This window comes from Mitsuaria sp. CC2 (genome assembly GCF_048957715.1).
GTDB lineage: Bacteria > Pseudomonadota > Gammaproteobacteria > Burkholderiales > Burkholderiaceae_C > Roseateles.
This window is the reverse complement of sequence record NZ_JARVXN010000044.1, coordinates 10,943-34,045: the sequence shown is the minus strand read 5'-3', so window position 1 is coordinate 34,045 and position 23,103 is coordinate 10,943. Positions and strand designations below refer to the sequence as shown.

Here is a 23,103-nt window from a genome sequence, read left to right as displayed (position 1 = left end):
GGGTGACTTTCGTTCATTGCCCCCGATCCCCGTGACAGGGACGATGCGCATTGGGCGGCGATCCTCGCCGCGGCGAGGCGTTCGATGTCACGAAAAGAAGGTAACCCCCGCTCGGCCAAGCCGGGCAAGGCGTCGGCGGCGGCCGACGATTCCACGTTCGATCCGGACGCGACACGCATCGTGCCGGCCGGCGCGCCGCTCGACCGCATGCCGCCCGACACCGCCGCGAATCGCGTCACCCCCGCGGCCGCTCAGACGGCCGTGCCGGACGTCGACGCCGACGCCGCCCACGACGACGGCCCCGAGACCGTCCAGCATGAACGCGACATCAGCTTCATCGACCCCACGTTCCCCGACACCTTCTCGATGCGCGCCAGCCGCAAGCCGGCCGACATCCCGCTCGATACCGACAACACCATCATCGCGCCCGCCGCGATGCTGAAACCCTCCGCGAGCGCCGAACCGCCGGCCTCGCCCGCGCCGGTCGCCGCCGCGCCCGCGGAAGCCCCCAAGGCGCCTGCCGACCCGATCGAACCGGTCGCTCCCGCCGCGGCGCCCGTCGCCTCCTCGCCCATCGCTTCGCCCCTGGACACGATCTCGCCCACCGGCAATGAGACCGTCATCGCTCCCGCCGCCGTTCTGAATCCCGTGACCAAGACTCCCCCGCCGGCCGCAGCCACGCCGCCCGCCTCCGCTCCCGCAATTCCTCCCGCGACCCCTCCCGCCGCACAGATCCCGGAATCCGCCGCCACCGGCAACGAGACCGTGATCGTGCCGGCGTCCAGGCTGGTCCCGACCAAGCCGGCGACGACGGAAGTCGAGGCCGCGACGCCTCCAGTGGCGAGGCCTGCCGCACCGGCCGTGGCCGCCCCTGTCGCGCCGCCGGTCGCACCGCCGGTCGCCCCTCCCGTGGCGCCGCCGCCTGTCGTCGCGGAGGCCGAGGAGTCGGTTTTCGGCGCCTCGGAATTCGCGGAAACCGTGCTCGATCCCGACGCGGTCGCCGTCGTGGCGGCCCTGCGCGCGATGCCGCCGGTGCCCGATCCGCTGCCCACCGGCACGCTGCCCGGCGGCGCGCTGGCCACCAAGATCGCGAGCAACGAGGCCCCCGTGCGCCAGGTCGGCCGCTTCCAGGTGCTGGATCGCATCGGACGCGGCGGCATGGCCAGCGTGTTCAAGGCCCACGATCCCAGCATCGGCCGTGACGTCGCGATCAAGTTCCTGCACGCCTCGCTGTGCGAGGACGAGGAATACCACGCCCGCTTCCTGCGCGAGGCGCGCGCCTCCGGCAGCCTGTCGCACCCCAACATCGTCACCGTACACGACGTGGGCGAGGTCGACGGCCGGCCCTACATGGCCATGGAGCTGCTCGACGGCGAGCCGCTGGCCGACCTGCTCGAACCCGGCACGCCGATGCCCATCCGCGACACCGTCGTGATGGCCATCCAGCTGGCGCGCGCGCTCGACTACGCGCACAAGCGCGGCATCGTCCACCGCGACATCAAGCCGGGCAACATCGCCCGCGTGCGCGGCACGCTCGACATCAAGGTGATGGACTTCGGCATCGCCCACATGGAGTCGACCAAGGGGGAGCAGCGCACCCGCGTCGGCGACGTGCTGGGCACGCCGCAATACATGGCCCCCGAGCAGATGAACGGCGAGAAGATCGACGGCCGCTCGGACCTGTTCTCGGTCGGCATCGTGCTCTACCAGATGCTCACCGGCGTGCGCCCGTTCACCGGCGACAGCGTGGTGAACCTGGCGCTCAAGATCGCCAAGGACGATCCGACGCCGCTGAACAAGCTGCGGCCCGAGATCCCCGCGTCGCTGCGCCGCGTCGTCGACCGCTGCCTGGCCAAGGCGCCTGACAACCGTTTCCAGACCGGCGCCGAACTGGCCGACGCGCTGGTCAAGGTGCTGGGCGAGATCGACGAGGAAGCGCGCAACAAGGGCCGCGCCAAGCTGATCCCGCTGCGCGTGAAGTGGGCGGCCATGATGGCCGGCATCGTCGCCATCGTGATGGCGGTGAGCGGCTCCATCATCAGCCAGCGCCAGAACGCCGCGCTGATGCAGCAGGTGGCCGACTACGGCACCGCGCTGTCGCGCTTCATCGCCGCGCAGAACGCCACCGCGGCGCTGGGCGAGGACTGGGTCTCCGTCGACGTCTCGCTGCAGGAGATCATGAAAACGGGCGACTTCGAGAGCGTCAGCGTGATCGACCGCGCCGGTGTGGTCGCGGCGTCCAGCCTGCCCGACACCGTCGGCAAGCTCTACCAGGCCCCGCCGGGCGAGCTGCTGGGAGATCAGGGGGCGGTCAAGCGCACGCGGTATCACGCCGCGGGCGGCGCGGCGATCCTCGGTTTCGATTCGCCGATCACCTTCCAGGACAAGACCGTGGGGCGCGTCGCGCTCGGTCTGCCGGAGCGGCCGCTGGAAAGCGTCGCGCGGCTGTCGCGCACGCTGATGGCGGTGCTCGCGGTGACGACGGTGCTGGCGGTCGCGATCGCGATGTTCTTCGTCGCCAACTGGTTCTCGCGGCCCATCAAGCTGGTCGTCGAGGCGCTCGACGAGATCGGCCGCGGCCGCGTCGACTTCCGCATCCGCGAACAGCGCAAGGACGAATTCGGCCTGCTCTACGCCGCCTTCGACCGCATGGCGCAAGCGCTGCAGGACAAACAGGCGCTGGCGGCCTCCGCCGCCAAGGCCGAGGCGCCGACGACGATCGGGCGCAAGTCCGGCGCGTCGGCGGCGGCCGCGGCCATCGTCGCGGCGGCGAAGGAAGCCAAGGCAGCGAAGGACGCCGCCCTGGCGGCAGCGGTGGCATCGGAGCCGCCTCCCGCCGCCGAGCCTACGCCCGCTCCCGCTCCCGCATCCTCCGCCGGGACCGTGTCCGACGAACAGACCCAGCCCGCGCCGCCGGTGCCGCCATCGACCCCGGGAGCCGCCTGATGCTCAACCTCCGCATGAACTTCCTCTCCCGCACTGCGGGAGAGGGCAGGGGTGAGGGTCGTTCGATCCTCGCCGCGGCTGCTGTCGCCGCGGTGCTCGCGCTGACCGGTTGCGTCGCGCCGCCGACCGCGACGCCGCCGCTGAACGAGCCCGCGCCGGTCAAGGCGCCGGCGACGACGACCAACGGCGAGATCGTCGCCCGCAGCGACCGTCTGCTGATCTACGTCCCGGTCGCCGGCGAATCGCTGCGCGGCATCGCTGGCCGGCTGCTCGGCAGCGAGGATCGTGACTGGCAGATCAGCGAGGCCAACGCCGGAGTCACCAAGGCCGAGCCCGGCCAGCCGCTGATCGTGCCGCTCAAGCCGATGAACCCGCTGGGCGTGCGTTCCGGCAACCTCCAGACGGTGCCCATCCTCTGCTACCACCGGCTCGGCACGGTGGGCGGGAAGATGGCCGTGTCGCAGGGCAACTTCGCCGCGCAGATGGAGTGGCTGGCGAAGAACGACTACCGCGTCGTGAAGCTGTCGCAGCTCGCGGGCTACCTCGACGGCAAGGAACCGCTGCCGCCCAAAGCCGTGGTGATCACCTTCGACGACGGCTACGAATCGGTCTACAAGCTCGCCTACCCGGTGCTGCGCAAGCTCGGCCTGCCGGCGACGATGTTCGTCTACACCGACTTCGTCGGCGCGGGCGGCGACGCGCTGAGCTGGCCGCAGCTGGCGGAGATGCAGGCCTCGGGGCTGGTGGACATCCAGTCGCATTCGAAGTCGCATCGCAACCTGATCGAGCGCACGGCCGGCGAGAACGACGAACGCTACAAGCGCAACCTCGACACCGAAACCGCCGGTCCGCGCGACCTGATCGAGCAGAAGCTCGGCACCGCCGGCCATGTGCGCCACTATGCCTATCCCTACGGCGACGCCAACGAACTGGTGCTGGACGCGCTGACGCGCCAGAAGTACACGCTGGCGGTGACCGTCAACCCGGGCGGCAACGCCTTTTATGCGCAGCCGCTGATGCTGCGCCGCACGATGATCTTCGGCGACCACGATCTCGAGGCCTTCAAGGCCCGGCTGCAGACCAGCCGCCGCATCGGACCGACGCCATGAAGGCGGTCGTTGCACTGGCTCTCCTGGCGGCCGTCACGCTGACGGCCTGTACCGGCGGCCCGAGCGCCCTGCGCAACCCGGAGGGGGCCGCCGGGGCGCCGCCGTCGGCGTTCGAGCAGGCGCAGGTCCAGCGCGCGCAGGAGCAGGTGAAGGACGGCCAGTTGGCCGACGCCGCCTGGACCTGGGAGGCGCTGACGGTCCTGCGTCCGGACAACGCGGGCTACCGCGACAGCCTGGCCGCGACGCGGCAGCAGATCGACGCCGGCGTGAGCGAGCGCCTCGACAAGGCCAAGGCCGCGCACAAGCGCGGCGACCTGGACGGCGCGACCACGCTGTACCTGTCGGCGCTGTCGCTGCAGCCGGACAATGAGCCGGCCGCCGACGCGCTGCGCGCACTCGAGAAGGAACGCAACCAGAAGAGCTATCTCGGCAAGCCGGCGCGGGTGACGCTGCGCAAGGCGGCGCCGGTCGCGGCGAAGCCGGCTGCCGCAAAGGCGCAGGCGGCGAATACGGCTTCGCCGGCAAAGGAGGCGACGCAGGCCGCGGCTGGCGGCGCGGATCCCAACCAGCTCGAGCACATCGCCATGCTGGCCGCGCAGGGCGAGGTCGACGAGCCGATCCGCCTGCTCGAGAAGCGCGCGCCGCAGGACCGGAACGATCCGTCGGCGAAGCGGCTGCTGGCCGACCTCTACGTGCGCAAGGCCGAGAAGCTTGCCGTGATCGACAAGTCCGGCGCGATCATGGTGCTGCAGAAGTGCCTGCGCGTGGATCCGAAGAACGCGCGTGCCACGGCGATGATGCGGCAGCTGATCGACGCGTCCGCGGCGAAGACCGCAGCGCCCGCGCCGGCCGCGGCGGCGACGGCGAAGAACAAGGTCGACAAACGATAGGTGCGTGGCGTCAGCCCGGCAGGGCTAACCTTGGGCGTCGCTGTTTGGGCGGCGAGAGGCGGCATGGAAGCTTTCTTTCCGTGCTGTTTTCGCTTGCGGATGGCCTGATACGATCCGTGCCTTGTTCGATAGTTTCGCCCCGATGCGCGAACAGAACCGCTCAATGCACCATGCGAATCCAGACGCTTCGTATCGAGAATTTCAAAGGAATCAAGAGCCGCGAGTTTTCTTTTGAAACTCAGTTTTCGGTCTTGATCGGCGAGAACGCCACGGGCAAGACATCGGTTCTTGATGCCCTTGCGGTGGCGCTCGGGAGTTTCATGCTCGGCATTGATGGGGTTGGATCACGCGGCATCCAGCCAAGCGAGATTCGAATCGTGGATGTCGACGGTCAGCCCCGTCCCCAGAAGCCCGTGGTGATCGAGGCGACAGGTAAGTTGGATGGCGAACGCGTTGGCCCGTGGCGGCGCGAAATTGTCAGCCGCAATACGACGTCTTCAGGGGCCAGGCCGATCAGCCGACTCGCTCAGGCGAAGCTGATCCAGAGTCGCAAGCCTGCTGAAGAACAGCAGGGGCGGCAGGTGTTCCCGCTCATTGTCTATCACGGTACAGGCCGTCTCTGGGCCGAGCACGAGAAGATCTCCTATCAGCGGCAGATCGAAGGTGTGGAAAGAGGGTATGCCAATGCCTTGACGGCCAAATCTTCCAGCAAGGAGTTCCTTGCTTGGTTCAAGACTCAGGAAGACAGCCTGAAGAAGTTTGAGAACCCGCTGGAAACAGCCCATTTCCGAGCGTTCAAGCGGACAGTATTGGCGATGCTGCCGTCCGAGCGGTGGCATGACATCGAGTGGGACTACAAGAACGATGCCTTGGTCGGTGTGTTCATCGACGCCGAAGGTCAGGCTCATCGTTTGTCTTACGGACAACTGAGCGACGGCTATCGAAATCTCGTTGGCATGGTGGCCGATATCGCCTACCGGTGCGTCCAGCTCAATCCTCATCTGGGAGAAAAAGCCGTCGAAGATACGCCGGGAGTCGTCCTGATCGACGAACTTGATCTTCATCTGCATCCCAACTGGCAGCGCACGGTGGTCGGAGATCTCAAGAAGGCATTTCCCAACCTGCAGTTCATTGCAACCACGCACTCGCCTTTCATCGTTCAGAGTCTTGGCGATGGGGAGTTGATCAATCTCGATCGCGAAGAGCCTGAGCCGGTGCCGGACCAATTGCCGCTGAATGCGATCGTCACGGACGTGATGGGTGTTGAGAACATCCGCAGTGATAATTTCGAGGAGCGTGTGAAGTCGGCACGCGAGAAATTCCAGCGGATCCGCAGCGATAACGGTGAGCTCACCTTGGATGACTATGCCGAAATCAGTCGGGCCGCCAGCGACGTGCTGAAGTCCGAAACGAATGATCCGGAGTACAGGGCATATCTTGAGGAGTCCGACAAGGGGGATGCGCCTTGAGGCCGATAGACAAGGGATCCTGGCCGACCTGGAAGAAACCGGCGACCAAGAAGCTGAGTTTTGACAACTGGAAACGCGCTATTCCCCACTTGAAGGCGCGGACGGGTTGGTACTGTCATCTTTGCGAGATGCGTGTCAACAATCATCTGTCGATCGAGCACATCAAGTCGCGCGACGACTATCCGATTCTGGCCGGGAATTGGACCAACTTTGTCCTGAGTTGTGGCTGCTGCAATTCCCGGAAGAGGGCCCGGAAGCTGGATTCTCCCTACCGTCAAAAATATGTCTGGCCCCATATTCACAACACGCTCATGGCGTTCGATGTGCCGCTGACCGGTCCCGTGCCTGCCACCGTTCAGCCGAATGGGTCAGCGTCCGCGGCCGTTGCGACCAGGGCGCAGGCGCTGATCGATCTCTACGCGTTAGATGCAGTGTCTACGAAGGACGGCGCGGCAGACATCCGCCATATCGAGAGGTTGGAAGCTGTTCAGATGGCTGCCACGCGTCGCGTCGAGTTTGCAAACGGCAAGGCGACGCCTGAGGCGATCGTCGACATGGCGAAGAAGTCCGGGTTCTTCTCGGTCTGGTTCAAGGTGTTCTCAAACGTGCCCCAGGTTCAGACGCTCCTTGTCCAGGAGCCGGCTTTCCACCTGAACGCCGCCTGGTTCGACCAGAACCTGGTGCCCGTCGCGCGGTTGCCTGCAGAGGGCGTTTGACGTCTAGAACGTCACTCTGACCGACGGCGCGCTGCGCTTGGCCTCGCCGTGGAAGACGGCTTCGATGTTGTTGCCGTCCGGGTCCAGCACGAAGGCCGCGTAGTAGCCCGGGTGGTAGGGGCGCTCGCCGGGCGCGCCGTTGTCGGTGCCGCCATGGGCCAGCGCGGTCTTGTGGAATGCCTCCACCGCCGCGCGGTCCTTGGCCTGGAAGGCCAGGTGATGGCGGCCGGTCAGCTTGCCCACCGCCGCGTCGCTGTCCGCGCTGGACACGAACAGTTCGTCGAACCAGAAATAGTCCTTGCCTTCGCCGCCGAGCGGCACGCCGAGCGGCGGCAGGATCGCCGTGTAGAAGGCCTTGGTGACCGCCAGATCCCGCACGACGAGGTGCAGGTGGTCGATGAGCCGTCCGCGATGCAGTTCCTGGGTGTCCATGGGTGCTCCCGTTGACGAGTGAGGCTTGAGGTGGAGGGGAGGGGCAATCAGCGCGCCGTTCTGTCGAGGGTCGCCATCGGCCGGATGCGCCGCGGCGCGGTCGGATCGGCGGCGAGCATCCCTTGCGTGCGCGTCCCGGCCTGTTCGATGAGCGGCTCGATCAGCGCGGCTTCGGGCAGGTTGGCCCAGTAGCGGCGCGGCATCTCGCGCGCCATCATCGCAACCTTCAGCCGCGCGGGATTGAAGATGCTGCGGTAGTAGGTCAGCCAGAGCTCGGCGCCGGCATCCTGCGGCGGTGCGTCCTCGCGCCGGCCGCCCGGCCCGATCTGGAGCGTCGATCCGTCCCACGACACCGAACAGCGCGGCGACAGGATCGCCCAGCGCAGGTTGGCGAAACGCCGGGCGAAGAAGGGCGCGGCGGCTTCCAGCGTGTGGTGCGTGGGCTCGAACCACGCGACCAGGCGTTCGCCGTCGGCGTCTTCGACGGGAACGAAACGGACGAAGGCATGCGTCTTGTGGATCTCGTGGCGGACCTCGCGTTCGAGCCCCTCCGCCCGGCGACGGTCCGCGTCCAGCGTGTCGCGCCAGTAGCCCGGCTCGTTCCTGAGCCGCCACAACATCCGGTACAGCAAGGTGAACCGCTGGGGTTCGGCATGGAGGAGGGCGGCGCGGCACAGGGTGAGGAAGCTCGCGGGGACGGTGAACGGCGTGGGCTCGACCGACTCGGTCGCATCGTCGGACGGCTCCTCGGCCCAGAGCCCGAGATCCTCGCCACCGGTGGTCCACACCACCTGGTCGGGCGCGACGCCGCGCGCCACCAGTTGCCTGGCCGAGCGACGGAATCCGTCGATGTCGATGGGACCGTCGAGCGGGATGCGGATCATCAGAACAACCCCATCTGCTTCGGCGCCGGCCCGGTGGACGCCGTCGGCGCCGGGATCACCGATGAATGCGTCGCTCCCGGCCGGTGGCCGTCCACGATCACGAACGGCAGCACCTTGCGCGCGGGCAGTTTCATCTGCCGCAGGTCCTCCGCGCGCAGGCGCCGGACGCGTCGTGCGGCCAGCAGCTTGTCGACCGAGCCGACCCCCAGTCCCGGCACGCGCAGCAGCATCTCGCGCGGCGCCTGGTTGAGGTCGACCGGGAAGCGCTCCGGATGCGCGAGCGCCCAGGCGTGCTTGGGATCGACGTCCAGCCGCAGCAGGCCGGTGCCGTCGTCGACGATCTCCTCGTGGTCGAAGCCGTAGAAGCGCATCAGCCAGTCCGCCTGGTAGAGCCGGTGCTCGCGCACCAGCGGCGGCGACTGCAGCGGCAGCGCCCGCGCCGCATCGGGGATCGGGCTGAAGGCCGAGTAGTACACCCGCCGCATCCGGAAGCGCCCGTACAGCGCGGCGCTGCTGCGCAGGATGCTGCGGTCGTCGCTCGCGTCCGCGCCGACGATCATCTGCGTGCTCTGGCCCGCGGGCGCGAAACGCGGCGGCCGGGCCGGACGCGACGCAGCGCCCGGGATCAGGCGGATCGGCGTCGCGGCCGCGGTCTTCTGCGCGTCCTTCGCGTCGTCGATGTGCAGCTTCAGCCGGCCCATCGATCGATGGATCGCGGCGGTGTCCTTCTCGGGCGCCAGCGCCTTCAACCCGTCGTCGGTCGGCAGCTCGACGTTGATGCTGAGCCGGTCCGCATACCGGCCGGCGCGCCGCAGCAGCTCCTCGCTGGCGTCCGGGATGGTCTTCAGGTGGATGTAGCCGCGGAAGTCGTGGTCTTCGCGCAGCACCTGCGCCACGCGCACGACCTGCTCCATCGTGAAGTCCGGGCTCTTGATGATGCCGCTGCTGAGGAACAGCCCCTCGATGGTGTTGCGGCGGTAGAAGTCCAGCGTCAGCGCGACGACCTCCTCGACGCTGAACTTCGCCCGCGCGACGTTGCTCGACGACCGGTTCACGCAGTACAGGCAGTCGTACTGGCAATGGTTGGTGAGCAGGATCTTCAGCAGCGAGATGCAACGGCCGTCGGGCGCATAGCTGTGGCAGATGCCCATGCCCTCGGTCGAACCGATGCCGGTGCCGCCGCGGGAGTCGCGCTTGTCGGTGCCGCTCGAGGCGCAGGAGGCGTCGTACTTGGCGGCGTCCGCCAGGATGGCGAGCTTGCGGGAGAGGTCCATGAACTGCCGGAGAGATTGAATACTGTATGAATATACAGTTTCTCCGGCTGGAATCTGTCAGTGACCGCGCGCGATTCCCGGTGATTCGTCGGCGGATGGCCGCGGTGGGCCGATCACGGTCCTGACGACGCCGCTCAGACCCGCCATGAGGCGTTCGAGCGCCAGGGCCACGCCCACGCTGGCGACGACCGCCGGCACGTACACGACGAAGGTCCACGCCTGGGAGGTGCCCAGCAGCGCGCGGTACAGCGCGACCGTTCCCAGCACGACCACCATGTGGCTCAGGTAGAGCTCGTAGCTGAGCCGGCCCATGCGCGCGAGCCAGCGCAGGCCGCGGCGGGGACCCGGCGCATGCGCCCGGAACGCGATGAGCATCGCGCAGGTGCCGACGCACAGCCCGTACATGCCGCTCTTGAAGAGGTGACGATGGACGAGGTCCCCCCAGCCGATGACCAGCAGGACACAGACGCCGCCGAAGATCGCGAGCGCCCGCGCTTCGCGCGGCGCCGGTCGCCAGCGTTGCGCGGCCAGGGCCGCCAGCACGCCCCAGGCGATGGCGGACATGCCCGGCAGGTAGGCCTTCTCCCACCAGACCTCATTGCTGACGGGGACCAGCGAGCGCAGCGGGATCAGGCTCAGCGCCAGCGCCGCCAGCGCGACGACGAGCAGCCGGCGCGGCAGGGCCAGGCACAGCAGCGGAAAGCCGACGTAGAAGACTTCCTCGATGGACAGCGACCACAGCACGTCCCACGCCGCCGGCGCCCAGCCGGTGCGGCCTTCATACCAGTTGAAGGTGAAGGTCAGCGCGGCGCCCAGCAGGCCGGCGATCGACTGCCGGGACGACGGCGCGAAGTCCGGGACGCCGAGCGCGGCCAGCAGCGTGAGCCCGGTCAGCACGACCAGCAGCAGCGGCACGATGCGCCGCGCGCGGGCGAGGTAGAAGGCGCCCAGACGGACGCGCCGCAGATCGCCGTCGCGCTCGAGGATGCGCGACGTGATGAGGAAGCCCGAGATCACGAAGAACATGAACACCGCCTCGTAGCCGTTGAAGCTCACGGCGTCGATCAGGCGACTGGGGAGCCACGGGCCGAGCAGACTGGGGGCGAGCGGCAGCCGGAACGGCAGCGCGAGGTGGTGCACCACCACCAGCAGGATGGCCACGCCGCGCAGGCAGTCGATGGCGAAGTTGCGTGGGTTGCGGACGTCCATGAGGGGGCATCAAAAGCGAAGAGGCGCCAAGGCGCCTCTTTCGCATGCGGTCAGGAAAGACCGTGGAGACCGGTGGAACCGGTCACTTCAGCTGATCGGCCTTCGCCTTGAGCGTGACCGCCTTCTGGCGTTCCAGCTTGGCGAGCTCGTTGTCCGGATCGAGCTGCAGGACGTTGTCCCAGCCCTTGATCGCGCCGGCGAGGTCCTGCTTGGCGAACGCGGTGCGCGCGGTCAGCGTGGCCCTGGCGATCTGCTTCTTGCGCACGGCCTCGATCTTGGCGCCGGCGCCCGGCTGGCCCGCGGCCTCGGCGCGACGGTACTCGTCCAGAGCCTTGTCGAAGCGACCCGCGCGGTCATGCGCATCGCCGGCTCGCATCGCCTTTTCGGCGGGCGAGAGTTCCGGCGGCGGCGGCGGGGCGGGCGGAGCGGCCGGCGGCGGGGCGGCGGCCACCGTCGTCGTCGGGGGCGTCTGGGCCTGCGCGGCGGCCGCGGCAGCGGCGGCCGCAGCCGTCGCTTTCGGATCCGGCTTCGCCGAGGGGCGCGGGTACAGCGGACCCGCCGGCGGCTTGCCGGGGATGCGCAGCACCTGGCCGCCCGACACCTGACGCGGCACGCGGATGTCGTTGTAGCGGGCCAGGATGTAGAACGAGTAGATGTCGCCCATGAAGCGGCCCGCGATCCGCGACAGCGTGTCGCTGGACTGCACCGTGTAGGCGAAGGATTCGCGGCCCAGCTGCTGCACCGGATCGACCGTGATCTGCCGCATCAGGCTGTTGGCCAGCTTGTTGCCCGGGTCCAGCTGCAACGCGCGTTGCAGCTCGTTGCGGGCCTGGTCTTCCTGGCCGGCCTCCAGCAGTTCGATCGCCTGCATGGCCGTCTTCTGCGACAGCGCCTGCTCGGCCGCGGTCGGCGGCACGGGTTCGGGCGGCGGGGGCGGCGGGGGCGGCGGCGCGGCCACCACCGGTTCGGGCGGCGGAGGCGGCGGCGCCGGCGTGACGCAGGCCGCGAGCGCGACGCTCAGCAGCAGGGCGGTGCCGACGGCGAGGGTGGAATGCCCACGCCCCCGCGCCGCTTGCGCGGTCGGGGTCAGGGAGATCGGAGCGTCGGAACGGAAGGAGGTCGACATCGGCATCACGTCGGAATTGTCGGAATTCGAGCGGGGTGCAGTATGAAACAGCGACAAGCCCCTCTCAGGTGACTTTCGTTCATTGAAGCGAGACCATTGTCACGCAAACATCCCATGCCAGTCTCCCGAGGTCCCCAAAGGCAAGCCACATGACCCTCACCCTGCGCGCGGTGTCGCTCAACGACCTGCCCCTGACGCAGCCCATCACCGCGCGCTTCGACGCCACCGGGGGAACCATCGGTCGCGCCGACAACAACACCATGGCGCTGCCGGACCCGGAGCGCCACATCTCCCGCCAGCAGGCGGAGATCGCCGCCGAAGCCGGCGGGTATGTGATCCGCAACGTCGGCAGCGCCAATCCGATCACCGTCGCCGGCCAGCCCGTGGGCCAGGGCCAGTCCGTGCCGCTGCGCCATCTGGACCAGGTGCGCATCGGCGGTTATCTGCTGGAGGTCCAGCAAGAGGAGGACGCCGACAACGGCGCCACCGTCATCCGCCGCGCGCCGGACCTGAGCCGGCCCAACACGCTCGGACCCACACCGGCGCCGACGCCGGCCGCGCTGTCCAGTTCCAACCCCTTCGCCGACCTGTTCGGCGGCACCGCGGCGCCTGTCGATGTCTTCGGCCCGGCGCCGGCGCCCGCCCCGCCGGTATCGGCCTTCGCCGCGTCGCCGGTCCAGGCGCCGCCGCCCGCGCCCGTCGCGCCGATGATGCTGCCGGACGACTTCGACCCGTTCGCGCCGCCGCCGCCCCGCGCCGCGCCGGCCTCCGCGCCCGGCTATCCGGCGGCGCATGCATCCGCTCATGCATCCGGTCATGCGTCAGGCTCCGCCGCGGCCAGCGCCGGCGGCATCCCCTCGTCCTTCGATCCCTTCGGTGGGCTGGACCTGGCCCCGCCGCCCGCGCCGGCGCAGCCGCCGGCCCGCAACGACGACCTCGGTTTCGGCGGCGCCTTCGCCGACCTGGTGCCGGGCGACAACAACCGCTCACTGGACGATCTCTTCGGCCTGCAGCCGGCCGGCACCGATCCGCTCGCGGGCTTCATGGCCGGCGCGAACAGGCCCGGCGACAGCCTGCGCGATGCGGTGGGATCGGATCCGCTGGCGCTGTTCGGCGCCGCGGCGCCGGCCACGAACACCGAGCCGCAGACCCCCGCGCTCCCGGATCACACGCCCGCGCTGCATTCGGCCTTCCGGCCGCCGGAGGTCCGCACGCCGGCGCCGCCCGCGCCGCCGCCGATGGCCGCCGTGGCACCCGTCATTGCGCCGGCGGCGCAGGTCCTGCCGCCCGTGACGGCGGCGGTGGCCGCGCCAGTGATGCCGCCGCCGGCCCAGGTGCCGCCGTCTTACGCGCCGCCACCCCCGTCAACGATGGCCGCTGCGCCGGTCGCGCCGGGCTCGGCCGCCGACACCGCCGCGCTCTGGCAGGCTTTCTGCGAAGGCGCCGGCATCCGCATGGCCGCGCCGCCGCAAGGTCTCAATCCGGACCTGATGCGTGTCATCGGCTCGCTACTCAACGCCTCGGTGGACGGCACGCTGCGCATGATGGCCGTGCGTGCCGCGACGAAACACGAATTGCGCGCGCAGGTGACCGTGATCCGCTCGCGCGAGAACAATCCGCTGAAGTTTTCGCCCGACGTGCAGTCCGCGCTCGAGCAGCTGCTCCAGCCGCCGGTGCGCGGTTTCCTGCCCGGTCCCGCGGCGATGCAGGACGCGATGCGCGACCTGGTCGGCCACACCATCGGCACCATGGCCGGCACCCGCGCCGCGCTGGAGGGCGTGCTGACGCGCTTCCAGCCCAAGGCGCTGGAGGCGAAACTCACCAGCCGCTCGGTGCTGGACAGCGTGCTGGCGATGAACCGCAAGGCCAAGCTCTGGGAGCTTTACCTGCAACACTTCGAGTCCATCCGCGACGAGGCGCAGGAGGACTTCCACACGCTGTTCGGCAAGGCGTTCCTGGAGGCTTACGAAGATCAACTCGAGCGTCTGAGCCAGCATGGGCAGGGCGCCGCGCCATCACCACAACAACAAGCACAGCAGAGCGGGGCCTGAGCCCCGCCGTTTGTCCTACACGTCGTTCACACCATGCTCAAGATCAGGGTTGCCGCCTGCAGCGAACAAGGCGCGCGCAACAACAACGAGGACGCCATCGTGGCGCACGAGAACGGCCCCGGCTGGTACGCCGTGCTGGCCGACGGCGCGGGCGGCCACCGCAACGGGGCCGAGGCCGCGCGCCGGGCCGTGCACCGCATGCAGACCAGCCTGGGCGACGCGACGCTGCCGTGGCGTCCCGAGCTGCTGACCGGCGCGGTGCTGGCCGCGCACGACGACGTGCGTCGCGGCGTCGAGGGCACGGGCCGCGACCGCATGCACACGACGCTGGTGGCGCTGTGCGTCGACGCGCAGCGCAACTTCGCGCTGTGGACGCACGTGGGCGACTCGCGGCTGTACCGCATCCGCGGCGGCGACATCGACACGATCACGCAGGACGACAGCGTCGTGCAGATGCTGATCGAGGCCGGGCTGCTGACGCCCGAGCAGGCGGAGGACCATCCGCACAAGAACCACCTCGTGGCCGCGCTGGGCATCGAGGACGACCTGCATCCGCACACCACCCCGCCGCAGCCGCTGCAGGACGGCGATGTCTTCCTGCTGTGCAGCGACGGCTGGTGGGGCAGCGCGGGCGACATGCTGATCCACGACACGCTGCGCGCGGCGGCCTCGCCGGACGACTGGCTGGCGGCGATGCGCGCGGTGATCGAGGAACGGGGCCTGCCCGATCAGGACAACTTCAGCGCGATCGCGCTGTGGGTGGGCGAGCCCATGCTCGCGAAGGTGGCGCAGACGCCGGCCGACGAGGCCGGCATCGCGGCGCAGGAATCGACGGTCGATTCCGGACCGGTGCCGCTGGAAGAGGAAGAGGACGAGTCGACGCGGCGCATGCCGCTTTGAGGCTCCGAGCTTCCGGGGTTCAGTGCCGCACGGCCGGCCACCGCGCCGGCGACGCCACGAACGCGCTCAACTGCTGCGCGGTCTTCGACAGCGCCGCGGCGGTCTCCAGATTGCGCTGCGCGACCTGTTCCGCATCCGTGGTCGCGCGTCCGACATTGTTCAGCGCGACTTCCAGTTGACGCCCTGCGGTCGACTGCTGATGCGTCGCCATCCGGATCTCCTTGCTCGCGATGTCCGACGCGGCCACGCGTTCGGAGATCAGCGAGAACATCGCCTCCGCCTCCGAGAACAGCGACGAATTCGCGGCTACCGCCTTCACGCCCGCTTCGGTCGACATGATGGTGGCGTTGGAGACATTGCGGATCGAATCGAGCTGGCGCCGGATGTCCACCGCGTCGGCGCGCACCTTCTCGGCCAGGCGGCGGATCTCGTCTGCGACCACGCGGAAGCGCTCGCCGGCGTCGCCCGCGCCGTAGGCCTCGATCGTGGCGTTGATCGCCAGGATGTTGGTGCGTTCGGCCAGTTCCTCGATGGCGCCGAGCACGGTGACGGCCCCCTGGACCTCCTTGCCCAGCGTCGTCATCTGCGTGACCACCTTGTCGATCTGCTGGCTCAGCCCCACGGTGGCCTCGCGCGCGCGGGCCATGGCCTGGCTGCCGGCCTGCGCGGCACGCGTGCTGGCCGAGGCCATCTCCTCGACCTCGTTGGAGCGCTGCGCGATCTGGTTGGCGGCGGCCTGCACCTCGTGCATCGTGGCGGTGAGCTCGATGGCGGCGGAGGAAGTCTGCTTCGTCGCGCCGGCCTGCTTCAGCGAGGACGCTTCCAACTCGCGCGCACGGGCAGCCACGTCCACCGCGGAGGCGCCTACCATCTGCATGAGCAGCCGTTGCAGCACCAAGCCGGTGACGACGACGATCATCAGCCCGAGCGCTGTCCCGCCCAGGCCGATGCCCTTGACCAGGCGCGTGGTCTGACCCATCTCGGCCGACCGCGCGACGAGGTGCTCGACCTCATCGTTCTCCATCAGGCTGAAGCGCGAGCGCAGCCGCTCCATGCGCTGGCGGACCTGGCTGACCTTGGGCGAGCGGGTGACCTCTTCCAGCGTCATCGTCTGGCGGTCGGCGATGCGCTCGCGGAACAGGGCGAGCAACGCCGAGATGTCCTTCTCCGTGTTGTCCAGGTCGGCGGTGCGGGCTCCCCAGGCCGGCGTCACGCGCATCTCCGCCATCTCCGAGGAGATCTTGGCGACGGAGCGGTCGAGCGTCGTCAGATAGGCCGCGTCCTTGGTCAGCATGAAGCCGCGCTGCGCGGCCTCCGCTTCAGCGATGTCGTTCAGCAGTTCTGCCAGGATGCGCAGGCCCTGGTGGCTGCGTGTCACCCCGTCGGCGGCCGACTCCATGAGAAAGGCGCTGCGCATCGCGACGGCGCCCACGCCGCACAGCACCAGCGCGGCCAGGAGGAACCCCAGCGCGAGGCTGCGTCCGAATGTCTTCATGTGGATCTCCCTGCGCGCAATGTCGCACAAGGCGGTCCACGCGTCGCGTGCCGCCCGTCGGACTCAGGCCTTGCCGTCCCGAGACCGGCGCACGGTGGCGCCGACCACGAGGAGCCCTCCCAGGAAGAGGGCGTAGGTGCGTGGCTCGGGAACGGCGCTCGCGACCTGGGTGAAGTCAATCACGCCGGATCCGGAATACCAGAACGCCCTCTGGAACAGCTCCCGATCGAATACGGTGTCCGACAGCGTATAGGTCTGCTGGAAGAAGACGCTGCTGCCGACCGGCGCGGAGTAGTACCTGAACCTGTCCCCGAACCAGAGCGGATCATTGGCGAGCACCTTGACGTAACCCGAAATCGTAGCGGTAGTGCCGCCCAGTTTCGCTGTGACCACGAGGTCCGACGGGGTGCCGATGTTCCCGCCCGCGACCTGATCGCCGAACATGAAGGATGTGTAGTGATAGAGGAGCTCACCATTGGCCGGTTGTGCAAAACGATAGGCGATGCTGTCGCCATGGACCTCGATGCTGGTCGGTCCGGCGGCATAGAGGTTGGAGTAACCGCCAGCGCCCGACTCCCAGGTCGTGCCGTCGCTCAGTTCGTAGTCGTCCAGGGCCAGTGAGAGATGGAACTGGTCATAACCCTGCGTCGCGCCGGGCTGGAAGTGGATCCGGCCATGATCCCAGGTCGAGCTGTAGATCTTGTCGACAGTCGGCGGCGTCGCCGCCGCCGACGACATGGAAGCGGCCACGCTCAATGCTGCGATCAGGGTCCAGCGGACGGAATTCTTTTTCAACACGTACTCCCTCGAGCGGATCATGGATTGGCATTTTTGGACACGCGATTAGAGCGCGCGGCGATGCGCTCGCTGCCCCTCGGGTGAGGGGGCATGCGACGAACCGGTCACCCGGTCTTCTTCGTCAGCAAGGCGGCGAAGGCTTCCACGTACGGCAGCCCCGGTCCCCAGCGCATGTGGACCTGCTCGCCGGGCTCGGGATTGGGCGACCAGACCGTGCAGCCGGCCAGGCGCTCCAGCAGTTCGCCCGCGGCCAGCATGGGGACCGCCGCCGTGAGCAGGCTTGCCGACGCGGTGTAGCTGACCCACTGCACCGCGTTCTCCGGCGCGGGCAGGGTGGCCGCGTGGCTCGCCGGCCAGGGCGGGGCCGCCGCCAGCGCGGCCTCCAGCGAGTCCACCGTCGCCGTGTCGTCCAGCGTGCGCATCGCCGCGTTGGCCAGCACCGTGTACCAGCGGTCGAGGTGGTCCAGCCCGGCGCGATCCACCGGCGGCTGCGCGCGCGGTTGCGCGATCACCAGCGGGAAGTAGCGTCCGACGTTGTCGCAGCTGGCCATCAGCACGCCGAACCACCACTTCATGTCGACGACGCCCGGCGCCCACGCGAAGCGCAGCACCGGCGCGGTCAGGTAGGTGTCCAGCCAGCGCGGACCGAGCGTCTTCGGCAGGTCCTGCATCATCCCGGACAGCCACGCGTCGGCGTGCTGCACGCAGTGCTGCGGCAGGCGCCGCTGGGCGAAGTCGCCCAGCGCGGCGACCTTGCCGTACCAGCCGGGCACGGCATCGCCGGCGGCGTTCAGGGCTTCGGGCAGCGCGCTCATGGTCGGATTCTCCTGATGCGGTTCACAGCCCGCCCGGGCAGCGGAACTCGTTGAGCTCCGGCAGCCGGAACGGATTGCGCACGCTGCTGGCGGTGACTTCGAAGACCGCCTTGCGGCCTTCGATCTCGAAGGTGGCCTTGAAGCGTTCGGGCGCGGCGGTCTTCTCGATCTTGACGCGGTCGAAGAGCCGGAACAGCGCCCACGGCCCGTCGTTGACCAGGCCGGACGAGCCGCTCGCGCTCACCGGGCTCAGCTGCACGCGCACCTGCGAGCTGCCGCGCGGTCCCGGCCACTGCACCGAGGTCGGGATCTGCGGGCCGTGGCTGTAGCGCACGATCTGGCCGTCCACGTCCAGGATGAACTGCTGGATCGTGGTGTCCATTTCGATGGGCTTGAAGTCCAGCCGCAGCGACGGCGTGGCGCTGCCGGGGAAGAAGGTCTCCTTGATCGCCTGCGCGCGCTGGAACTGCGGCAGCGTGCCGCTGTCGCCGCCCAGCGGCGTGCCTTCGACCGCGCGGAACTTCCACGGCCTCGTCGTCGTGTCGACGTAGGGCGCGAGCTTCTGCTGGAAGATCTGGTCGATCTTGCCGCCCGGTCCGAACAGCATGGCGAAGTCCGCCTGCGTCGCGTCGCGCGAGGAGTTGCGGTCCAGCGGATAACGCCCGGCCACGGCCTGGTTGCAGAACTCGCCGACCTGCGAGCGCACTTCCATGCCGAGGTTCTGGCGCATCGCGCCCTGCGACACGCGGGCGCTGCTGCTGCCCAGGTCGTCGAGCATGGTGCGCAGCGGCTCGGGGCTCATCGCGGCGGCGGCCTTCAGGCGCGTGGGCACCGGCGAGGGCGGCGGCGCGCTGCCGCCCTTGAGCGCGGAATCGGCGGCCGTCAGCATGATGTTGGCCTCGGCGATCAGGCCGACGGTGTCGTCCAGCGGCGACTTGCCGCCGCCGGCCGGGGCCGTGACCATGCTGCGCAGGCCGACGAAGCGGTCATCGACGATGTTCTCGATGCGCGGCGCGTTCGGGTCGGCGGGGTTCTGCTGACCGGGTCGGCCGGAGAACATGCCCGCCACCTTTTCGCGGGTCTGCTGGACCAGATCCGCGGCGCGGCGCTCGGCGTTCTCGATCGCGTTGCCGGGCTGCGCGAGCGTGGTCTCGCGGGAAGCCGCCCGCAGGAACGGACCCAGCGGGCTGTCCGGCGCGGACAGCATGCGCGAGCGCTCCACCGACTGCGGCACCGTGGCCATCGGCAGCAGCTTCACGCTGTTGAGGAAGGACTCCCACGAGGCCGCGTAATCGTTCAGGTAGAGCCGGCGGACGTCGTCGACCAGCGGTGCGTTGGCGCGCACAAGCTCCTGCGGATTCCTGGGCGCGGCGGCGACGCCGAGCACCCAGGGCTCTTCCGCGGCGAGCTCGTCCGCGACCTGGCCCACGCGCGGCTGGAAGCCGCGCAGGTAGGCGTCGCGGGTGAAGAAGCCCGGCACGCCCTGCGTCAGCGGCGCGCCGTTGGTCCGCGTGAACAGCAGCGGCGCGTTGTGGCCGCCGGCGCGCGCGACGGTGAAGTCGGGGTATTCGGTGCCCAGGCCTTGCGCGCGCAGCCGGTTGTAGATGCGCTGCGGCAGCGGCTGCGTCGCGAGCTGCGTGCGCACCGCCGTCAGCAGCGAGGCGTCCTCCGGCAGCGGCGACGCGATGCCGCCCTGCGACAGCAGCGCGTCCAGGTGGGCGCCCAGCGCCGCGCGCTGGTCCGGCGTCAGCTCGCGGCGGGTGGTCTCCCAGTCGCCTTCGATGTGCTGCTTGAGCGCCGGCGCGTCGAAGTGCTGCGGGTCGTGCAGCATCACGTAGGCCTTGAGCGCCTCATAGAGCGTGACCGGCGTGGCCGCGCCCTGGCGCAGCTGTTCCTCGATGCGCAGCACCAGCCGCGGCAGTACCGCGTCGCCGAGCATGCGCTGGTAGGCGGCGCGGGCCGCGCTGTCCAGCTTCCTGCCCTGGAAGAGGCCCATGCGCATGGACCAGGGGACGTTCTCGTCCACCGCCGCCAGCGCACGCGTGGCCTGCAGCGCGGGCAGGATGGGCAGCAGATCGGCGCTGGCGCGGTTGGGCGTGGCCTGCAGCAGTTCGCGGACCTGGTCCGCGCGCGCCGAGGTCTCTTCCAGGTACTTCTTGTTGTTGAAGTAGCTGACGGTCCAGGCCGTGAGCAGACCGATGCCGGCGATCGCGACGACCGCGTAGCCGCCCAGCGCCAGCGCGTTGCGGCGCCGCTCATAGCCGCGGTGCGTGCCGCCCAGGCCGGCTTCGGCGAAGACGACCTCGTTGAGCAGGCGGTTCAGGAAGTAGCTGCGGCCGCTGGCCTGGTTGGGCGCCTGAACGGCGTTCTCGATCTGGTAGCTGCGCGCGACCGAGCCGAGCACGCGGTCGATGGGCGTGCCTTCCTGCGTGCCGCTGACGAAGTAGACGCCGCGCAGCAGCGGCTGGGCTTCGTAGGGGGAGGGCGCGAAAACGCCCTCGGCGAACTCGGCCAGCAGCGCGCGCAGGCTCGCGAACTGCGCCGGGAAACCGTAGATGCGGGCGCGGCGCTGCGGATCGCGCTCGGCCTGGAGGCGGTCGATCAGGCCGTTCTGCAGGCGCTGCTCCAGGGCGTCGAACTCCGCGCCGTAGCCCGCCAGCGGCGACGTGCTGTTGCGCGGGAAGGTGAAGCCCCAGGGCGCCGCGCGCTGGTCCTTGTCGACCGTGGCGAAGTAGTCCATGAAGCCCGACAGCAGGTCGGCCTTGGTGACCAGCAGGTAGACCGGGAAGCGGATGTCCAGGTCCTTCTGCAGTTCCTGCACGCGGGCGCGCACGGTGGCGGCATGCTGGGCGCGCTCCGAGGGACTGCGCGCCAGCAGGTCGGTCACCGAGACCGTCACCAGCGCGCCGTTGATCGGCTGGCGCGGGCGCGAGCGGCGCAGCATCTGCAGGAAGCCGCTCCAGGTCGCCTTGTCGTTGGTGGGATCGCTGTCCTGCGTGGTGAAGCGGCCGGCGGTGTCGATGAGCACGGCGCGGTCGGTGAACCACCAGTCGCAATGGCGCGTGCCGCCGACGCCGCGGATGGCGTGGTCGCCCATCTGGTCGGCTAGCGGGAAGTTCAGGCCGCTGTGGCGCAGCGCCGTGGTCTTGCCCGAACCCGGCGCGCCGATGATCAGGTACCAGGGCAACTCGTAGAGATAACGTCCGCCGAAGCGCGAGCGCAGCTTCGCGCCGAAACCGGCCGAGCCCTCCGCGCCGAAGCGCGAGCGCTGCAGCATCTGCAGCGCCTGGCGGAAGCGTTCGCGCACGGCCAGCATGTCGGCGGTCTCGCGCTCGGGCGCGTCCGCGGCGGGCGACTGCAGCAGCTGGTTGACGACCTGGCTGTTGCCGCGCCTGGCGCGCCAGCGGCTCCAGGCGATGCACGCGGCCACGATCAGGACCAGCACGCCGATCGTGATCCAGCGCGACCGCTCGGTATCGAGCGGGCGGGCCTCGCCGACGGCCACCAGCGGACCGACGATCCAGATCAGCAGCGCGACCGCCAGCACCAGCACCGCCAGGAGCACCCAGCGGTTGAAAATCCATCCCAGGACGCGTTTCATCGGGAAGCTCCGCGCGCCGGCGCTTCAGGCGCGCGGCCGTTGACCATCAGACTGACTTCGACGCGCCGGTTCAGCGCGCGGTTGGCCGGGGTGTCGTTGGGGGCGACCGGCTCCGCCTCGGCGCGGCCCTCGGCGCGGATGCGCTCGGGCGCGACGCGGCGCGCGATCAGCAGCTCGCGCACGGTGTTCGCGCGCTCTTCGGACAGGTGCCAGTTGGACGGGAACCGCGCCGTGCGGATCGGCGTGTTGTCGCTGTGACCGGTCACCAGCACGGTGCCCTGGACCTGGGTGAGCGCATCGGCGATCCGGCCCATGAGCGCCTCGCGCTCCGGCACGATGGTCGCGCTGGCCGGCGCGAACAGGCCGTCGCCGCGGATGATCACGACGCTGCGGTCGACCTCGTCGCGCACCGTGACGAGGTTGGCCTTGATGTCCGACTGCAGGAACTGCGCGAGGCGCGGCTTGGCCGGCGGCGGCGGGGGCGCGACCACCGGCGGCGACAGGCGCAGGCCCTGGATCTGGCCGAAGACCGGATCGGAACGTTCCGCCAGCGACAGCGTCAGCGTCAGGTACACGCCGACCAGCAGCAGCGCCGTCAGCGCCGCGGTCGCGGCCAGCGGCAGCCAGCCGATGTGGCGGCGCTGGGTGATGGCCTCGACCTGCCAGTGCTGCGCGAGCGCGGCGGGATAGTCGCCGCGCTGCTGCTTGAGGATCTGGGCGAGCCGGTCGCGCACGGCTTCCAGCTGCGCGGGACCGTTGTCGATGACGCGGTAGCGGCCGGCGAAGCCCAGCGTCAGCGCGGCGTAGATCAGTTCGAGCAGGTCGCGGTTGGCCTCGGGCTTCTCGGCCAGGCGGGCCATCAGCTGGAAGACCTTCTCGCCGCCCCAGGTCTCGTTGTGGAACATCGACAGCAGGCTGTGCCGCGCCCAGACGCCGGAGCCGCCCCAGGGGGTGTCGGCGCAGGCCTCGTCGATCATGGTGCAGAGCACGTAGCGCGTGGCCATGACGCGCTCGGGCGGGATGCCGGCGGCGGCCGCGCGGGCCGCGAAGTCGCGGATGCCCTGCGCCAGGTTGTTGCGCAGCGTCGCCACGTCGTCGACGCGGCGCGTCGCCCGCAACTGCGTCACCAGCAGCAGCAGCGGGTTGGCCAGCGTGAGCAGCGGGTTCAGCCCGGCGGCCGGCGGGGCGGCGTCGGGCTGCACCGAGTCGGGCGAGGGCGGCGTGCCGCGCGGCGCCTGAGCGCCGCCCGGTCGGGGCTTGATGAAGGTGCGCTGATCGTCGAAGCCTGCGAACGGATCGTTGAGCGCGGAGGGGTCCATGCCGGCTCCCGGAGGTTACTGGTGTCTTGAATCGGTGGAAGGGGGCGGGGGCCCGGCGTCGCCGCGGAC

General features: G+C 69.7%; 17 protein-coding genes. 7 read left to right on the top strand and 10 right to left on the bottom strand.

The features are described 5' to 3' along the window. Positions 1 to 84: 84 nt before the first annotated feature. The 5 genes from PV762_RS27500 (at position 85) to PV762_RS27480 (ending at position 7,130) form a co-directional block, all read left to right on the top strand. Positions 85 to 2,946 (top strand): protein kinase domain-containing protein, encoded by a 2,862-nt coding sequence (locus tag PV762_RS27500; protein ID WP_421038183.1) that lies wholly within the window; start codon positions 85 to 87, stop codon positions 2,944 to 2,946. Then, a complete protein-coding gene (locus tag PV762_RS27495) occupies positions 2,946 to 4,055 on the top strand; it encodes a polysaccharide deacetylase family protein (RefSeq protein WP_421038182.1) in 1,110 nt (369 codons plus the stop codon). The genes PV762_RS27500 and PV762_RS27495 overlap by 1 nt, the downstream gene beginning before the upstream one ends. Then, complete coding sequence (locus tag PV762_RS27490; RefSeq protein WP_421038181.1) at positions 4,052 to 4,945, top strand: hypothetical protein; 894 nt, start codon at positions 4,052 to 4,054, stop codon at positions 4,943 to 4,945. The genes PV762_RS27495 and PV762_RS27490 overlap by 4 nt, the downstream gene beginning before the upstream one ends. 170 nt (positions 4,946 to 5,115) lie before the next feature. After that, the gene (locus tag PV762_RS27485) at positions 5,116 to 6,414 is read left to right on the top strand and encodes an AAA family ATPase (RefSeq protein ID WP_421038180.1); all 1,299 of its coding nucleotides are present in this window, start codon (positions 5,116 to 5,118) and stop codon (positions 6,412 to 6,414) included. Beyond that, on the top strand, positions 6,411 to 7,130 hold the full coding sequence (locus tag PV762_RS27480; RefSeq protein WP_421038179.1) for a hypothetical protein: 720 nt from the start codon (positions 6,411 to 6,413) through the stop codon (positions 7,128 to 7,130). Before PV762_RS27485 ends, PV762_RS27480 begins: the two co-directional genes overlap by 4 nt. Positions 7,131 to 7,133: 3 nt before the next feature. Here PV762_RS27480 and PV762_RS27475 read toward each other — a convergent pair whose 3' ends face one another. The 5 genes from PV762_RS27475 to PV762_RS27455 form a co-directional block, all read right to left on the bottom strand. Next, a complete protein-coding gene (locus PV762_RS27475; RefSeq protein ID WP_421038178.1) occupies positions 7,134 to 7,562 on the bottom strand; it encodes a VOC family protein in 429 nt (142 codons plus the stop codon). A 47-nt stretch (positions 7,563 to 7,609) separates the two neighbouring features. Then, the gene (locus tag PV762_RS27470; protein ID WP_421038177.1) at positions 7,610 to 8,446 is read right to left on the bottom strand and encodes a TIGR03915 family putative DNA repair protein; all 837 of its coding nucleotides are present in this window, start codon (positions 8,444 to 8,446) and stop codon (positions 7,610 to 7,612) included. Further along, on the bottom strand, positions 8,446 to 9,720 hold the full coding sequence (locus tag PV762_RS27465; protein ID WP_421038176.1) for a putative DNA modification/repair radical SAM protein: 1,275 nt from the start codon (positions 9,718 to 9,720) through the stop codon (positions 8,446 to 8,448). The genes PV762_RS27470 and PV762_RS27465 overlap by 1 nt, the downstream gene beginning before the upstream one ends. A gap of 57 nt (positions 9,721 to 9,777) precedes the next feature. Further along, the gene (locus PV762_RS27460) at positions 9,778 to 10,929 is read right to left on the bottom strand and encodes an acyltransferase family protein (protein ID WP_421038175.1); all 1,152 of its coding nucleotides are present in this window, start codon (positions 10,927 to 10,929) and stop codon (positions 9,778 to 9,780) included. 82 nt (positions 10,930 to 11,011) lie between these two features. After that, entirely contained in the window at positions 11,012 to 12,055 is a 1,044-nt protein-coding gene (locus PV762_RS27455) for a LysM peptidoglycan-binding domain-containing protein (RefSeq protein WP_421038174.1), read from the bottom strand. 149 nt (positions 12,056 to 12,204) lie between these two features. Here PV762_RS27455 and tagH point away from each other — a divergent pair, with 149 nt between their 5' ends. Beyond that, complete coding sequence (tagH, locus tag PV762_RS27450; protein ID WP_421038173.1) at positions 12,205 to 14,106, top strand: type VI secretion system-associated FHA domain protein TagH; 1,902 nt, start codon at positions 12,205 to 12,207, stop codon at positions 14,104 to 14,106. Positions 14,107 to 14,139: 33 nt separating this feature from the next. Further along, positions 14,140 to 15,006, top strand: a complete 867-nt coding sequence (locus tag PV762_RS27445) for a PP2C family protein-serine/threonine phosphatase (RefSeq protein WP_421038172.1) — start codon at positions 14,140 to 14,142, stop codon at positions 15,004 to 15,006. Positions 15,007 to 15,025: 19 nt separating this feature from the next. Here PV762_RS27445 and PV762_RS27440 read toward each other — a convergent pair whose 3' ends face one another. From PV762_RS27440 to PV762_RS27420, 5 genes are all read right to left on the bottom strand, one after another. Further along, positions 15,026 to 16,501, bottom strand: coding sequence for a HAMP domain-containing methyl-accepting chemotaxis protein (locus PV762_RS27440; protein ID WP_421038171.1), 1,476 nt, complete (start codon positions 16,499 to 16,501; stop codon positions 15,026 to 15,028). Between the two features lie 63 nt (positions 16,502 to 16,564). Further along, positions 16,565 to 17,296, bottom strand: a complete 732-nt coding sequence (locus PV762_RS27435; protein WP_421038170.1) for a PEP-CTERM sorting domain-containing protein — start codon at positions 17,294 to 17,296, stop codon at positions 16,565 to 16,567. Positions 17,297 to 17,403: 107 nt separating this feature from the next. Continuing rightward, positions 17,404 to 18,114: a type VI secretion system-associated protein TagF gene (tagF, locus tag PV762_RS27430; protein ID WP_421038169.1), complete on the bottom strand. Its 711-nt coding sequence runs from the start codon at positions 18,112 to 18,114 to the stop codon at positions 17,404 to 17,406. 22 nt (positions 18,115 to 18,136) lie between these two features. Beyond that, the gene (gene tssM / locus PV762_RS27425) at positions 18,137 to 21,715 is read right to left on the bottom strand and encodes a type VI secretion system membrane subunit TssM (protein ID WP_421038168.1); all 3,579 of its coding nucleotides are present in this window, start codon (positions 21,713 to 21,715) and stop codon (positions 18,137 to 18,139) included. After that, positions 21,712 to 23,034, bottom strand: coding sequence for a DotU family type VI secretion system protein (locus PV762_RS27420; RefSeq protein WP_421038167.1), 1,323 nt, complete (start codon positions 23,032 to 23,034; stop codon positions 21,712 to 21,714). The genes tssM and PV762_RS27420 overlap by 4 nt, the downstream gene beginning before the upstream one ends. Positions 23,035 to 23,103: the final 69 nt, after the last annotated feature.